Source organism: Klebsiella oxytoca NBRC 105695 (assembly GCF_001598695.1).
Classification (GTDB): domain Bacteria; phylum Pseudomonadota; class Gammaproteobacteria; order Enterobacterales; family Enterobacteriaceae; genus Klebsiella; species Klebsiella oxytoca.
In genome coordinates this window covers 163,081-176,923 of the sequence record NZ_BCZK01000006.1, presented here as the reverse complement: position 1 = coordinate 176,923, position 13,843 = coordinate 163,081, and the positions used below count along the sequence as shown (strand labels likewise).

Annotated in this window: 10 protein-coding genes; 5 read left to right on the top strand and 5 right to left on the bottom strand. The window is 56.7% G+C overall.

The features are described 5' to 3' along the window. The first annotated feature begins 17 nt into the window (after positions 1 to 17). The 3 genes from KO1_RS12480 to KO1_RS12470 all read left to right on the top strand — a co-directional run bounded on the left by KO1_RS12480 (position 18) and on the right by KO1_RS12470 (position 3,374). Positions 18 to 1,058 carry an aldo/keto reductase gene (locus KO1_RS12480; protein ID WP_024273951.1) on the top strand — a complete coding sequence of 347 codons (1,041 nt, stop codon included), beginning with the start codon at positions 18 to 20 and terminating at the stop codon, positions 1,056 to 1,058. 152 nt (positions 1,059 to 1,210) lie between these two features. Next, the gene (locus KO1_RS12475) at positions 1,211 to 2,587 is read left to right on the top strand and encodes a glycoside hydrolase family 1 protein (RefSeq protein WP_024273952.1); all 1,377 of its coding nucleotides are present in this window, start codon (positions 1,211 to 1,213) and stop codon (positions 2,585 to 2,587) included. 70 nt (positions 2,588 to 2,657) lie between these two features. Then, positions 2,658 to 3,374, top strand: coding sequence for a GntR family transcriptional regulator (locus KO1_RS12470; protein WP_004100505.1), 717 nt, complete (start codon positions 2,658 to 2,660; stop codon positions 3,372 to 3,374). 45 nt (positions 3,375 to 3,419) lie between these two features. Here the strand turns inward: KO1_RS12470 and ldtB are convergent, their stop codons facing one another. Both ldtB and KO1_RS12460 read right to left on the bottom strand, forming a co-directional pair. Next, positions 3,420 to 4,334: a L,D-transpeptidase gene (gene ldtB / locus KO1_RS12465; RefSeq protein ID WP_004100506.1), complete on the bottom strand. Its 915-nt coding sequence runs from the start codon at positions 4,332 to 4,334 to the stop codon at positions 3,420 to 3,422. A 190-nt stretch (positions 4,335 to 4,524) separates the two neighbouring features. Next, positions 4,525 to 5,307 carry a tyrosine-protein phosphatase gene (locus tag KO1_RS12460; RefSeq protein WP_004100507.1) on the bottom strand — a complete coding sequence of 261 codons (783 nt, stop codon included), beginning with the start codon at positions 5,305 to 5,307 and terminating at the stop codon, positions 4,525 to 4,527. A gap of 178 nt (positions 5,308 to 5,485) precedes the next feature. On the opposite strand from KO1_RS12460, the gene KO1_RS12455 reads away from it, so the two are divergent. Continuing rightward, positions 5,486 to 7,078, top strand: coding sequence for an ABC-F family ATPase (locus KO1_RS12455; RefSeq protein ID WP_016808105.1), 1,593 nt, complete (start codon positions 5,486 to 5,488; stop codon positions 7,076 to 7,078). Between the two features lie 327 nt (positions 7,079 to 7,405). Here KO1_RS12455 and KO1_RS12450 read toward each other — a convergent pair whose 3' ends face one another. Both KO1_RS12450 and KO1_RS12445 read right to left on the bottom strand, forming a co-directional pair. Beyond that, the gene (locus KO1_RS12450; protein ID WP_047720113.1) at positions 7,406 to 9,769 is read right to left on the bottom strand and encodes a glycoside hydrolase family 31 protein; all 2,364 of its coding nucleotides are present in this window, start codon (positions 9,767 to 9,769) and stop codon (positions 7,406 to 7,408) included. Between the two features lie 15 nt (positions 9,770 to 9,784). After that, positions 9,785 to 11,086: an MFS transporter gene (locus KO1_RS12445; protein ID WP_004100512.1), complete on the bottom strand. Its 1,302-nt coding sequence runs from the start codon at positions 11,084 to 11,086 to the stop codon at positions 9,785 to 9,787. A 298-nt stretch (positions 11,087 to 11,384) separates the two neighbouring features. On the opposite strand from KO1_RS12445, the gene KO1_RS12440 reads away from it, so the two are divergent. After that, positions 11,385 to 12,458, top strand: a complete 1,074-nt coding sequence (locus KO1_RS12440; RefSeq protein WP_047720111.1) for a LacI family DNA-binding transcriptional regulator — start codon at positions 11,385 to 11,387, stop codon at positions 12,456 to 12,458. On the opposite strand, the gene KO1_RS12435 is transcribed toward KO1_RS12440, so the two are convergent. Continuing rightward, on the bottom strand, positions 12,455 to 13,720 hold the full coding sequence (locus KO1_RS12435; protein ID WP_004100516.1) for a DUF1479 domain-containing protein: 1,266 nt from the start codon (positions 13,718 to 13,720) through the stop codon (positions 12,455 to 12,457). The two genes, KO1_RS12440 and KO1_RS12435, sit on opposite strands and share 4 nt — an antisense overlap. Positions 13,721 to 13,843 lie beyond the last annotated feature (123 nt).

Genomic DNA, 13,843 nt, shown 5'->3' with positions numbered 1-13,843 from the left:
GATTGAAGGAGAGTCCTATGCGTTATCAAAAATTGGGTCATACCGGCCTTTTTGTTTCTGAGCTGTGCCTGGGCACCATGACCTTCGGTGGTGAAGGCGGCCTGTGGGGGAAAGTGGGGCAGCTGCGCCAGGCGGAAGCAGAGCAACTGGTGGGCAACGCGCTGGATGCGGGCATTAACTTCATCGACACCGCTGATGTCTATTCAGAAGGACGCTCGGAAGAGATTACCGGCCAGGCGCTAAAGAATCTGAAAGTGCCGCGTGAAAACGTGGTGGTGGCGACTAAAGTCTTTGGCGAAACCGGCACTGCAGGCGTGAACTCGCGCGGCAGTTCGCGCTATCACATTATCAGCAGCGTCAAAGAGAGCCTGCGTCGTCTGCAGCTCGATCATATCGATCTCTATCAGCTTCATGGTTTCGATCCTGCGACTCCGATCGAAGAGACGCTGTATGCGCTGGATAATCTGGTGCAGCACGGCCACGTCCGCTATATCGGGGTGTCGAACTGGGCGGCATGGCAAATAGTGAAAGCGCTGGGCATTTCCGAACGCCTTGGGCTGGCGCGCTTTGCCTCTTTGCAGGCTTACTACACGCTTGCCGGGCGCGATCTGGAGCGCGAGCTGGTGCCGATGATGCAGAGCGAAGGGCTGGGCCTGATGGTCTGGAGCCCGCTGGCGGGAGGTCTGCTCAGCGGTAAGTACGATCGCGATGGGCAGTCGGCGAGCGGCGGCCGTCGTCAGGAGTTTGATTTCCCGCCGGTGAACAGAGAGCGGGCTTTTGACTGTATTGATGTGATGCGCGAGATTGCCGAGGCGAAGGGCGTTTCGGTGGCACAAATCGCGCTGGCCTGGCTGCTACACCAGCCGGCGGTGAGCAGCGTGATTATTGGCGCGAAGCGGGTCGAACAGCTTACCGATAATCTGGCGGCGACCCGCATTGCCCTGAACGATGATGAACTGTCGCGGCTTGATGCGGTCAGCGCGCTGCCGCGGGAATATCCGGGCTGGATGCTGGAGCGTCAGGGCGAATATCGTCGCAATCAGCTCGCACAGCAGTAATTTCTTTTCCTCTAAGCCGGATCGCCCGCGTCGTGATCCGGCTTTTTTTATCCGTGGCGCTCACAAAAAACGATCCTCGACTTTGCCTGCTAATGAAAATTCGTTTATATGACTAGTCATGAAAATTATATGACTAGTCATAGGGGCGAGAGATGAACAGAACACTGCCGGCAGATTTTTTATGGGGTAACTCGGTTTCCAGTATGCAAACCGAAGGGGCGTGGAATGAGGGCGGAAAAGGGATGTCGGTTTACGATATTCGTCAGCCGGCGGAATTTGCTTCCGACTGGAAGGTGGCGACCGACTCCTACCATCGCTATCGGGAAGATTTCGACCTGATGCAGGATTTGGGCATGAACTGTTACCGCTTCCAGATTGCCTGGAGCCGCGTTTGCCCGGAAGGCGACGGTGAGTTCAATGAAGAAGGTATTGCTTTCTATCACCAGTTTATCGACGAGTTAATTGCCCGTGGCATTGAGCCGATGATTTGCCTGTATCACTTCGATATGCCGCTGTCGCTGGCTGAACGCTTTAATGGTTTTACCGACCGTCGGGTAATGGAGGCCTTTATTCGTTACGGGCAGAAAATGATTGACTGCTTTGGCGACAAGGTGAAGTGGTGGCTGACCTTTAATGAGCAGAATCTTTACCATATGCCGGACGCGTTTCTGATTTCAGGCTATATGCGCGGCGAGAAGACCCTGCGCGAGCTGTATCAGATCCAGCATCACGTGATGATGGCCCACGTTCATCTGACGCAGTATCTGCACCAGGCTAAGCCGCAGTGTTTGATGGGCGGGATGCTGGCCCATGCGCTGGTCTATCCCGCCACCTGCAAACCGCGCGATATTCTTTGCGCCCAGCAGCTGGACGAGTTTTTAAACCAGAACCTGCTGCGCGCCTTTGCCGGGGAGGGCTACAGCCCTGAGGTCATGCACGTGGTCGCCCGCGAAGGCCTGGAGGATATCTACCGAGCAGAGGATCTGACGCTGATGGCGCAGGTTAAAATCGACTATCTGGCCTTTAGCTACTATGCCAGCAAAGCGCTGGATAGCGACCCGATCCCTCCGGGCACGCCGGTCAACTATTACATGCAGTTTGGCGATAAAAAGAATGACTATCTGGAGGCCACCGAGTGGGGCTGGCAGATTGATCCGCTGGGCTTTCGCACCATTATTACCCGCTACTACAACGACTGGCGTCTGCCGGTGTTCCCGATAGAAAACGGCATTGGGGTGATTGAGTCCTGGGACGGCGTAAACCAGGTGGCTGACGACTACCGCATTGCCTATCATCGCAACCATATCAACGCCATGAAAGAGGCGATATTTGACGATGGCGCGCAGGTGATTGGCTACCTGGGCTGGGGGTTGATCGATATCCTCAGTTCGCAGGGCGATATGCGTAAACGCTACGGAGTTGTCTACGTGAACCGGGAAAACCACGACCTCAAGGACCTTAAGCGCGTACCGAAGAAAAGCTATGCCTGGCTGAAACGGGTCATCCATAGTCATGGCGCAGAGATGTAGCGGCGCCTCGCGCGGGCAGATGGTATATTCTGCCCGCCAGCCACAATCAGTCACGTAAAAGGATCGGGGAATGACGGCCAAATATCTGAGTATCGCGCGGGAAATCAAAAAACGTATTATCAGCCGCCAGTATCCCGCCAGCGCGCCGTTACCCGATCAGTTCGCCCTGGCGGCAGAGTTCAGCACCAGCAGGATGACCATTCAACAGGCGATGCGCCAGCTGATTGTCGAAGGCCTTATCTACACCCGTAAGGGGCAGGGGACCTTCGTGCGCAAAAATTTCCTCCAGCTTTCGCAGTGGGAGCTACCCGGCAGCGACTATTTTGGCGCCACCAAAACCTGGGAACATTTAGGGGAAGTCACCAGCCGGGTGATTCGCTTCGAGCTGCGTTTCCCCACGGAAAAAGAGCAAAGCTCGTTGCTGATTGACGCCGATGCCCCGGTCTATGATTTCGTCCGTCTGCGGTTGCTCAATGAGGAGCCCGTGTCGCTGGATCTCACCGTGATGCCCGTTGCGCTGGTGCCCGGCCTGAATAAAACGATTCTGCAAAGCTCGGTGTTTCGCTACGTACAGGAGACGCTGGGGCTTAAAATGATGGGCTCGTATCGGGTAGTGCGGGCGATGAAACCGCAGGCGCTGGACAGAGAACATCTCAACTGCGAAGCGACCGACCCGGTGCTGGAGGTCGAACAGGTGATCTATCTGGAGGATGGTACGCCGCTGGAGTATGCCCATTGCCACTATCGCTACGATCACGGCGGAATCATTCTGGTCAATAACGGTTAAAAAAATGGCGGGCACCGGGCCCGCCACTCTCTGCATTATGCGCGTTTAGTTCAGACGCACCGGCATACCGGAACGGTTCTGAATCGCCTGATCGAGCACGCTCTGGTCTACGTCAGTCTGGCTGGTAATCGCCTGCACTGATTTGGTCAGATTAATCGGCACGATTTCACCGCCCTGGAACTGCTCTTCGGTCGTGGACAGCGGGTTGTGAACTTCAATGAAGCGGCTGCCGTCTGGCTCAGTCGTCGCTTTTACCGGCTCATCGATAAACTCAACGCGGGTGCCGACCGGCACGTTTTCGAACAGGAATTTGATGTCGTCGTTACGCAGACGCACGCAGCCGTGGCTGACGCGCAGGCCGATACCAAAGTTGGCGTTGGTGCCGTGAATGGCGTACAGGCGGCCGATATACAGGGCGTACAGGCCCATCGGGTTATCAGGACCGGCCGGAACAACCGCTGGCAGCGGTTCGCCAGCCGCGCGGTATTCCGCATGCATTTTGGCGGTAGGGGTCCAGGTCGGACCGGCTTTTTTACGCTCAACTTTGGTGACCCAGTTGACCGGCGTGTCTTTACCTAACTGGCCGATACCGATCGGCAACACGATAACGGTGTTGGTGCCTTTCGGGTAGTAGTAGAGGCGCATTTCCGCGCTGTTGATGACGATACCTTCATGCACGGTGTCCGGCAGGATCAGCTGCTGCGGGATGTTTAGCACGGTGCCGCCTTTCGGCAGGAAGGTGTCCACGCCCGGGTTGGCTTCCAGCATGTTGGATAAACCCATCTGGTATTCGGCGGCGAAGTATTCCAGCGGCTGCTTGTTGCCTTCCGGAATGGTGATCACCTGGTTCTGACCAATCAGACGGCTGCCGTCGGTGGGCAGAGGATAAGTTACAGCAGAAGCTGTGTTGCAAAAGCCCACGATGGCGAAGGCTGCCGCGAAGAGTGTTGATAATTTCATAATCTTTATGTCGTGGGCGATGTTAATGCCGCACAGGCCTTTGTCAGTTTAAACAGGGAGTCGATGGGAGCGCATTATATGTGCTTTCCGCCAAACAGGTAAATGAGATGTGTACGAAATCACATTTTTTTCCTGTGACCGAGAGTGTAGCCCGTCAACGCTGGCCCTGCCGCCTGAAAACGGGAGGGGATTACCCCTCCAGAAGCCGCGACTGGAGCGCTTCACGCGCCTGCGGCGTAAGCTGATACTCTTTCTCCAGCCAGGCATCGACGCTGGCGTAGCGGTCGTCGATTTGAGAAAGCGCGGCAGCAAGATAAGACTCATGAACCGTCATGATTTCCGCCAGGTTCTGCCGGCCGCGAGCGGTCAGTTCATCGCCGAGGGAATCGAGCATGAAATTCTCGACCTCAGTCAGCATGCCCTGGGTCAGCAGGTACTCTTCCATCACCGTATGGCGATCGCAGCCGAGGGCGAACAGCGTCAATGCGCAGCCAACGCCGGTGCGGTCTTTGCCCACCGCGCAGTGCTGCAGCAGCGCGCCGTCGAAGGGTTCCATCAGCCAACCGGCCAGCTGGCGATAAGCGGCGTTGTTGAACGGCAACTGGCGATAGAGCTCCAGCATAAACTGCTCGCCGTTAAGGGCGTTGAGCGTGGCGGCGCTGAGCTCGGTGACTTTAGCGTTGACGTCGCGAACGTGCGGATTCGCCGGGGCGTTGAGATAGTGGGCCGTTTCGTTCAGCTTATCGGGGCTGCGATGCACTTCTCCCGGATCGCGATAATCTATCACCCGGCTGAGCGGGATAGCGTCCAGGTGGGTTAAGTCAGCGGTCGTCATCATATGCAGCGAGCCGGAGCGGAAAAGCTTCCCCGACCGCACGCGGCGGCCGTCGGCGGTACGCTGGCCGCCCAGGTCACGAAAGTTGATACCGCCCTGCAGCGATAAGAAGGCCGGATGGCGGGAGATTGTGGTCATAGGTTCCTTCCAGATTAGGGTAAAAAATTACGCACTGAGTAGTATAACCGCGCAAGGTGACAACGACCCTAACACAGGCGGCAGTGATGATTTTATAACGGCCCGTGAAAAGTGAAGCATTTGCTGGCATAATGTCTGGTTCATCACACTTCTCATTCTCTATTTTCAGGATAACCCCGTGCTAGTATCCAGCAACGTCACCATGCAGTTCGGCAGTAAGCCGCTGTTCGAAAACATTTCCGTCAAATTTGGCGGCGGCAACCGTTACGGCCTGATTGGCGCCAACGGTAGCGGCAAATCGACCTTTATGAAGATCCTCGGCGGCGATCTTGAGCCGACGCTGGGCAACGTCTCCCTCGATCCGAACGAGCGTATCGGTAAGCTGCGCCAGGATCAGTTTGCGTTTGAAGAGTTCAGCGTGCTGGATACGGTGATTATGGGCCACGGCGAGCTGTGGGAAGTGAAGCAGGAGCGCGATCGCATCTACTCCTTGGCGGAGATGAGCGAAGAGGACGGCTACAAAGTGGCTGACCTTGAAGTGCTGTATGGCGAGATGGACGGCTATTCCGCTGAGGCGCGCGCCGGCGAGCTGCTGCTCGGCGTGGGGATCCCGGTTGAACAGCATTACGGTCCGATGAGCGAAGTCGCTCCCGGCTGGAAGCTGCGCGTGCTGCTGGCGCAGGCGCTGTTCTCTAATCCGGACATTCTGCTGCTCGACGAACCGACGAACAACCTGGACATCGACACCATCCGCTGGCTGGAGCAGACGCTCAACGACCGCGATAGCACCATGATCATCATTTCGCACGACCGTCACTTCCTGAATATGGTCTGTACCCACATGGCGGATCTGGATTACGGCGAACTGCGCGTTTATCCTGGCAACTACGATGAATACATGACCGCGGCGACCCAGGCGCGCGAACGTCTGCTGGCTGACAACGCCAAGAAAAAAGCGCAGATCGCCGACCTGCAATCTTTCGTCAGCCGTTTTAGCGCTAACGCCTCTAAATCTCGCCAGGCGACCTCGCGCGCCCGTCAGATTGACAAAATCAAGCTGGACGAAGTGAAAGCGTCCAGCCGCCAGAACCCGTTCATTCGCTTTGAGCAGGATAAGAAGCTGTTCCGTAACGCCCTGGAAGTGGAAGCGCTGGCTAAAGGTTTTGATAACGGCCCGCTGTTTAAAAACTTCAACCTGCTGCTGGAAGTGGGAGAGAAGGTTGCCATTCTGGGCGCCAACGGCGTGGGTAAATCCACGATGCTGAAAACCCTGGTCGGCGATCTGGCGCCGGACAACGGTACCGTTAAATGGTCTGAGAATGCGCAGATTGGCTACTACGCGCAGGATCATGAATATGAATTTGAAAACGATCTGACGGTATTTGAGTGGATGAGCCAGTGGAAACAGGAAAGCGACGATGAGCAGGCGGTGCGCAGCATCCTTGGTCGACTGCTGTTCAGCCAGGACGATATCAAGAAGCCGGCGAAAGTACTCTCCGGGGGCGAAAAAGGCCGTATGCTTTTCGGTAAGCTGATGATGCAAAAACCGAATATTCTGGTGATGGATGAACCCACCAACCACCTGGATATGGAATCGATCGAATCGCTGAACATGGCGCTGGAGATGTATCAGGGCACGCTGATTTTCGTTTCCCACGACCGTGAGTTTGTAAGCTCGCTGGCGACCCGAGTGATTGAAATTACGCCGGAGCGCGTTGTGGACTTCACCGGTAACTACGAAGATTATCTGCGCAGCAAAGGTATCGAATAATTTTCCTGTTGTTTGTCCCGGATTGCGGCGCTGGCGCGCCTTGTCCGGGTATCTCCCACAGACGGCGATGAACCTGTAGCCCGGGCAAGGCACGTTGAGCGCCGCCCCCGGGAGCAGCGTGCAGAATACCCCTTGTAGAGAACAGAGCAGCTGAATTCCCGGAGGCGATGCTGCGCATCTGTCCGGGCTACCACACTGCAGACGGCGATGAACCTGTAGCCCGGGCAAGGCGCGTTAAGCGCCGCCCCCGGGAGCAGCGTGCAGAATACCCCTTGTAGAGAACAGAGCGGCTGAATTCCCCGGAGGCGATGCAGCGCCTTATCCGCACTACACCCGCCACTCGCTCTTTTCTTCGCCATTCACCAGCAGCCTGCGGGTTTCCCCTGCCGGTAACGACACCTTCAACGCTTTCCACGCCGGTCGATAATCGCCGCGCGCGTTGACCTTCAGATTGATGCTGGCGCTATCGCAAACCATTTCCCACTCTACCCACAGCGCATGGCCATTCTGGTAACCCCAGCTTTCGCCATCATCCTCAAACAGCAGGCCGCGGCGGGTTCCCACGCCTTTCAGCGGGAACAGTTTCAGCTCACGACGATCGTCTTTTTGCGCATCAACGTGACGGATGCGTTCGCTGAGCGGCAGGCCTGCTCCGGCACGAACCAGCAGCGGCAGCTTTTCCAGCGGCGCATCAAGGACTATCCACTGCCCGCCGGCGAACCACTGGTGGCTATCAAAGTCGTACCAGCCGTCCTGATTAGCCGGCAGCCAGACGCGGCGCTGACGCTCACCGGGCTCGACGACGCTGGCGACCAGCAGATCGCGACCCAACAGGAAGTCGTCGCATTCGGCAAACGTCTGCGGATCGTGCTCGTGATCGAGGAAGGTCGGGCGCAGCATCGGTTCATCGTCGGCGTGAGCCTGCCAGAGCAGGGTATAGAGGTACGGCAGCAGACGATAGCGCAGCTCAATGGCCGCACGGATGGCCGGCGTGATTTCCGGATACATCCACGCTTCATTAACCGTCTGGTCGTCATTCCATGAGTGAATGGTAAAGCGCGGATGCATAACGCCGTTTTGCACCCAGCGAACGAACAGTTCCGGGTCCGGTTTATCGCCAGAGAAGCCGCCAACATCGTGGCCGACGTTGAACAGTCCGGAGAGGCTCATTCCCAGCCCCATCCGGGTGTTGTAGCGCAGCGTGTCCCAGTTAGTACGGTTATCACCGCTCCAGGTCTGAACATAGCGCTGCATCCCGGCGCAGCCGGAACGAGAGATAAGATACGGACGTTTGTGCGGCGCAAAGCGCTGCTGAGCCTCCAGCGACGCGCGCATCATCAGCAGCGGCATGACCGGGCGAATATGTTTAATGGCAATCTCCTGGCCAAACCCATAACAGCGGGCTTCGCCGTCCCACACTTCATACTCGTTATTATCGTTCCACGTGGAGTCGATACCCATCTCCAGCAGCTGGGTTGTCACGCCTTCCTGCCACCAGGCGACGGTCTGCGGGTTGGTAAAGTCGAGGTGCGACCCTTCGTCGTCCCAGAAGCTGGAGCGCTCGGGGGCATCGGCCTGTGAATCACGAATAAATAGCCCGCGTTCCGCCACTTCGTTATAGCGCGGATGGTCCTGCAGCAGGCAGGGCTTAATATTGGCGGCGAGCTTCAGCCCGGCATCGTGGAAGGCCTGGCTCATCACCTTCGGCTGCGGCACTTTATCGTAGTTCCAGTTAAAGACGTAGCGTTTGCCATTAATCGAGGTATAGCCGGATGAGAGCTGAAACGAATCGCACGGAATGGCGTGTTCATCGCACAGACGGATAAAGTTCATCAGCTGGTTTTGCGCATCCGGCGCGTCGGTGTAATGCATCGTCGAACCGCTATAGCCGAGGCTCCATTTTGGCCCAAACAGCGTTTTACCGGTCAGGCGAACGAAGGCTTTAGTGATATCCAGTACGCGCTTGCCGGTGAACAGATAGTAATCGATGTCGCCAGCTTCCGCCTGCCAGCGGCGATAGGCGGTATGGTAATTATCGATTTCGTTACCGAGATCCAGCCAGCAGCTGCTCAGGTTGTCGTAAAACAGGCCGTAGCTGACATCGCTACGCTGCGCGATGGTAAATGGAATATGTTTATACAGCGGGTCGGTGCTCACCGCGTTATACCCCATCGCGTCGAGGTTACGCATCTCATAGCGTTTGCCGGTACGCTGCAGATCGCCCGCCTTCTCACCCAGACCGTAGAAGCGCTCATCTTTACGTCGGCTCAGGTAGTGAGCAACGCCGTCGCCGTGCGCATTCGCCAGATAGGCGCTGGTCGGGCGGTCGTTCGCCAGCGGCTGCCACTCGCCGGCTTCATCGCGATAGCTCCATTCCAGCCACAGCGGCTGGTGGACGATAACGCGCAGCTGTTCGGTGGCGATACAGAGGGTGCCTTCCTGTTCCGTGAGCTGCCAGGCGGGGAGGCTAAAGCCGCTTAGCTCTTCGCGCGGACGGCCTTCCCACGGTACATCCTGTCCGGGAGCGATACTCCAGGTGCGATCCACCGCCAGCTGACCGTGCCGTTTCAGCAGCACGCGGAATATATTCTCTTCCAGAACGTACAGACACAGGGTGTGTTGGCCGTCGACGGTCAGCTCAACGTGGTGCTCCAGCCGTTGGCGTAAAGTCCAGTTTTTCAAAGTCTTCATTTTTTACATCCACTCTCAGGCGCGTTTTGCGCGACGTTCAGCAATAAATGCCACCAGGAATACCGCGCCAATCAGGTCAAAGAACCCCATGGCGATAAACAGCGGGTTGAAGCCGATTTTGTCGGCGGTGACCCCAATTAACAGTGAGAACAGAAAGCTGGCGATCCACGCGGCGGATCCGCGCATGCCGTTCACGGTCGCCATCTGTCCTTTATCGAACGACTCCACCACCAGCGCGCTGAGCATGCAGGAGATAATCTGGTGACCGAAGCCGCCTATTGAAATCAGTACGATGGTGATATAGGGATCGCGGGTGATCGCCACGGTGGCGAGCGAAATCATCAGGAAGGCGCCGGTCACGGAGCTGGCGACCACCGAGTTCACCCGTGAACAGCCGAACCAGCGGGTATACAGTTTGGTCAGATAGCCGCTGGCGACGCTGCCGAGGTCGGCCGCCAGAAACGGTAGCCAGGCGAACATAGCGATTTGCTTTAAATCCATTCCGTGCTCTTTTGCCAGATAGAGCGGTACCCAGAAGCTCAGCACCGCCCAGGCGGGTTCCGCCATAAAGGCCGGAATGGCGATACCGTAGAAGCGCTTGTTTTTTGATACGGTTTTCAGCGCGGTAAAGAAGGGCAGTTTGACCGGCGGTGCTTCATTATCCTGCTGGATCAGCGCCAGCTCAGCTTTCCCGAGGTTAGGGTGCTTCTCCGGATTATGATAAAACGCCCACCACAGCACGACCCACAAGAGCGCCAGCGCGCCGGTGAACATGAAGGCGCCCTGCCAGCCGAACGAGGCGTGCGCAAAGTAGATAATCGGCGGCGCCAGCATGGCGCCGACCGAGAAACCGACGCCAGCCCAGCCAGCCGCTATCGGCCGCTCGGATTTTGGAAACCACTCACCCAGCGTTTTGGCGTTGGCTGGCGTCGCCGCAGCCTCAGCGCCGCCCATAAAAAAGCGCAGGATCGCCAGGTGCAGCCAGCTTCCCGCACCGGCATGGGCAATGCAGGCGACGGCCCACAGAGTGGCGCAAATCATAAAGCCGAGCTTGAGGCCGATTACGTCGATGAGCCAGCCGCAGAGCGGCTGGAAAATGGTATAGGCCAGCTGAAATGCGCCGACTATCCATGAATACTGTTCGGTGGTAATCCCCAACGAGGTTTTTAATTCCGGGGCGATAATCCCCAGCGAGTTGCGCGTAATGTAGTTCACGGTCACGCCCAGCAAAAACAGCACCAGTATCCACCAGCGCAGATTTTTTACTATGCGGCCTGATTTACTCACCGCCATATCATTATTGAGACCTTGGCTCATAGAACTCTCCACGAGACATGTAGTAGGGAAAATTGACCAGCCTGATTCCTGAGTGGTCGCTAAAATTTTCTGTTTCGTTGTTCGATAATGCTGCTGTTCCGCCACGATTGGTTGACTTATTTGATTTGTGGTGGACCAATTCAGGCTAAGGGAGAAAAGAGGTGGACCCTAGCGGCAATTCTGCAAATTTTTTCATGAGCCGATCGCGATCGCAGTAAGAAGCGGGCAATTCCCTTAAAAATATTCATATTCTGAATATGAAAATTTTTTCATCAGCAAATTAGAGCGCGATCACAAAATGGATAAAAAGCTAAAAGTGAGCGAAATAGCGGGCCGCACGGGGCTCTCTGTCAGTACGGTATCGCGAGTGCTGGCAGGGAAAGCGAATACCAGCGCCAGGGCCCGCCAGAGGGTTCTGGAGTGCGCTCGCGAGCTTGGCGTCATGGACGGTATCGCCGCCGGGAGAATGCTGCTCAATAATCTGGTGGTCTTTGCCCCTCAGCGGGCGTTCGATGAGCGTACAGATATTTACTACTATCGCGTTATTCAGAGCATCAATTCGGCGTTGGTGCCCCATGAGGTGCATCTGCGCTATTGCGCGCTGGAGGAGAATGACAGCGATGCCAATTTGTTTTTGCAGCGTATGCATGAAACATCGACCCAGGCCGCCATTTTACTGGGAATCGACGATCCGCATATTCACGATCTGGCGGCGGACCTGGCTAAACCCTGCGTGATGATTAACTGCCACGACGCCGGAATGCGCCTCCCTTCCGTCGCGCCGGATCATCGACTGATCGGTCAATTCGCCGCCCGCTATCTGTTTGAGATGGGGCACCAGGCGATCATGAACGTGATGTGTCTGCGCCGCTATACCATGGAACTGCGTTTACTGGGGATTAAGCAGGCGTGGCGTGCGCGGAATCTGCGCTTTGTCGATAGCATGGATTTAATCGACGTCGCCAATTTCAGCGCCCGGGATACTGAGACAAAAGTGGGCGAGTGGCTGGATCAGCGCTGTGATGGCCCGCTGCCAACGGCGTTTCTGGTAGGCGGTGATTTTATGGCGGCAGGGACGATCGCTGCTCTGCAGAAGCGCGGATTACGCGTGCCGCAGGATATTTCTATCATGAGTATCGACGGCTTTAACCTGGCGGCGATTCAGGATGTGCCGTTAACCGCTGTCCACGTCCCGCGCGATGAATTAGGCGTTGAAGCAGTACATTTGTTGCAGCAGAGGCTGATTCGTCCCGATGCGCCGCACGGCTCACTATTATTGCATGGTACGCTGGCGGTACGTGATTCGGTGCGGCGGATACGTGCCGGTAACCGCCGCACCGCCGTTGAGCCTAAGGGGTTATACGACGATTAATCCGCCATCCCCAGCGCCCGCTTGCCGTGGACATTTAAATCCTCCAGCGTGAAGCGGCCTTCCCAGTCGGTTTCATAATCTTCACGCGGGAAATCTCCCGGCGAAGCGCCGCGCGCCAGCGCGGCTTTAACCTTCTGCGCGTAGGCGAGGTTTTTCTCACACATCGGCGCGGCGGGAATATACATGACGTTGCCCCAGCCTTGCTGATTTTCCACCGGCGCGACTGAGTGGATGACGTCGCAGTGCCACCATACCGAATCGCCCGCATTGAGCGCCGGAATAGAACTTAAGGCTTTGATCAGCAGCGGGTGCCATTTTTCCGAAATCGGCAATACCTTGCCCGGCGCGACGCCGCACAGTTCATCCTCCGGCACATCGTCGAGCAGCGGACGCAGCAGTACGTAAGCCATAGCTTCCGGGATCGGCACGACGTGCAGCAGGCCCTGATCGGGGATCATATCGGAGAGCGCGGTCCAGCCCTGGAAGGTACGGAATACCGAGCATTTGGTGGTATTGTCGACCGTGTACTCTTCGACGTCAGTACGGTGCGCCGCGTCCCACGGGTCGTAAGCATCAACATTGCCGTTAAACACGTCGGCAAACACTTTCTGATAGGCCGGTAGCAGCCAACGTTCCAGGGCGCCGGAATCGGTATGCGCGCCCAGACCTTTCGAGGTGGTTCCCGGCGGGCGGCGGCGAATACGGTCCGGGTAAATAACGCTGATATCCGGGTTAAACCACTGCTTGCCGTCGTGGTTAAACGTCCACAAGCGGTTAAGAAATGACTGCGCGGCGGCCATTTCATCGCTCTGGCGCGCCTGCATCTGCGCCTGGGACCAGTAAATCGGATAGATTTCCGGGCGCGACGCTTCCAGTGAACCGAAAAAAGTATCGCCGGGGCCTTTGTAGACCTCATCGAAATGGTTGCGGTCCAGATACGCGAGCATCGAGTTATCCCATCCCAGCGCCTGTTCGCGGGGAAAATGGCCCTTGATCACCACGCAGCCGCGACGCTTGATGAGCTCGCGCTGGGCTTGCGTGACCCGATCCCGGGCAATATCGGCGAACGGGATCGTCGGCCAGACGTCCTGTCCGCTGGTTTTAAGGGCATCAATCTCTTCCACACGCGCAGCGATTCGCGCCGTCAGACGATCGAACACCGCCTGCACGTCGCCAATTTGCGCCCGCAGCTCTTGCTTGATCTGGCGGATGGCCGCTTTTGGGTCGGCAGGTAAAGTTTCACAGGTACAGGTAATAGCCATAATGACCTCTCATCTTTCATTCGAAAGTATTAAATCTTACATACGATAATTTAAGTTAAAATTAAGTTAATGCAAGTTTAAAATTATGCGGAGATGCACAAAATGGAAAATCGGGGCGGTAAG

What these genes read in the sequence shown, in the direction of transcription:
- ldtB (WP_004100506.1), bottom strand. Translation starts at nt 4,334, where the DNA reads ATGAAATTATCAACACTCTTCGCGGCAGCCTTCGCCATCGTGGGCTTT.
- KO1_RS12440 (WP_047720111.1), top strand. Translation starts at nt 11,385, where the DNA reads ATGGATAAAAAGCTAAAAGTGAGCGAAATAGCGGGCCGCACGGGGCTC.
- KO1_RS12470 (WP_004100505.1), top strand. Translation starts at nt 2,658, where the DNA reads ATGACGGCCAAATATCTGAGTATCGCGCGGGAAATCAAAAAACGTATT.
- KO1_RS12445 (WP_004100512.1), bottom strand. Translation starts at nt 11,086, where the DNA reads ATGAGCCAAGGTCTCAATAATGATATGGCGGTGAGTAAATCAGGCCGC.
- KO1_RS12460 (WP_004100507.1), bottom strand. Translation starts at nt 5,307, where the DNA reads ATGACCACAATCTCCCGCCATCCGGCCTTCTTATCGCTGCAGGGCGGT.
- KO1_RS12450 (WP_047720113.1), bottom strand. Translation starts at nt 9,769, where the DNA reads ATGAAGACTTTGAAAAACTGGACTTTACGCCAACGGCTGGAGCACCAC.
- KO1_RS12475 (WP_024273952.1), top strand. Translation starts at nt 1,211, where the DNA reads ATGAACAGAACACTGCCGGCAGATTTTTTATGGGGTAACTCGGTTTCC.
- KO1_RS12435 (WP_004100516.1), bottom strand. Translation starts at nt 13,720, where the DNA reads ATGGCTATTACCTGTACCTGTGAAACTTTACCTGCCGACCCAAAAGCG.
- KO1_RS12480 (WP_024273951.1), top strand. Translation starts at nt 18, where the DNA reads ATGCGTTATCAAAAATTGGGTCATACCGGCCTTTTTGTTTCTGAGCTG.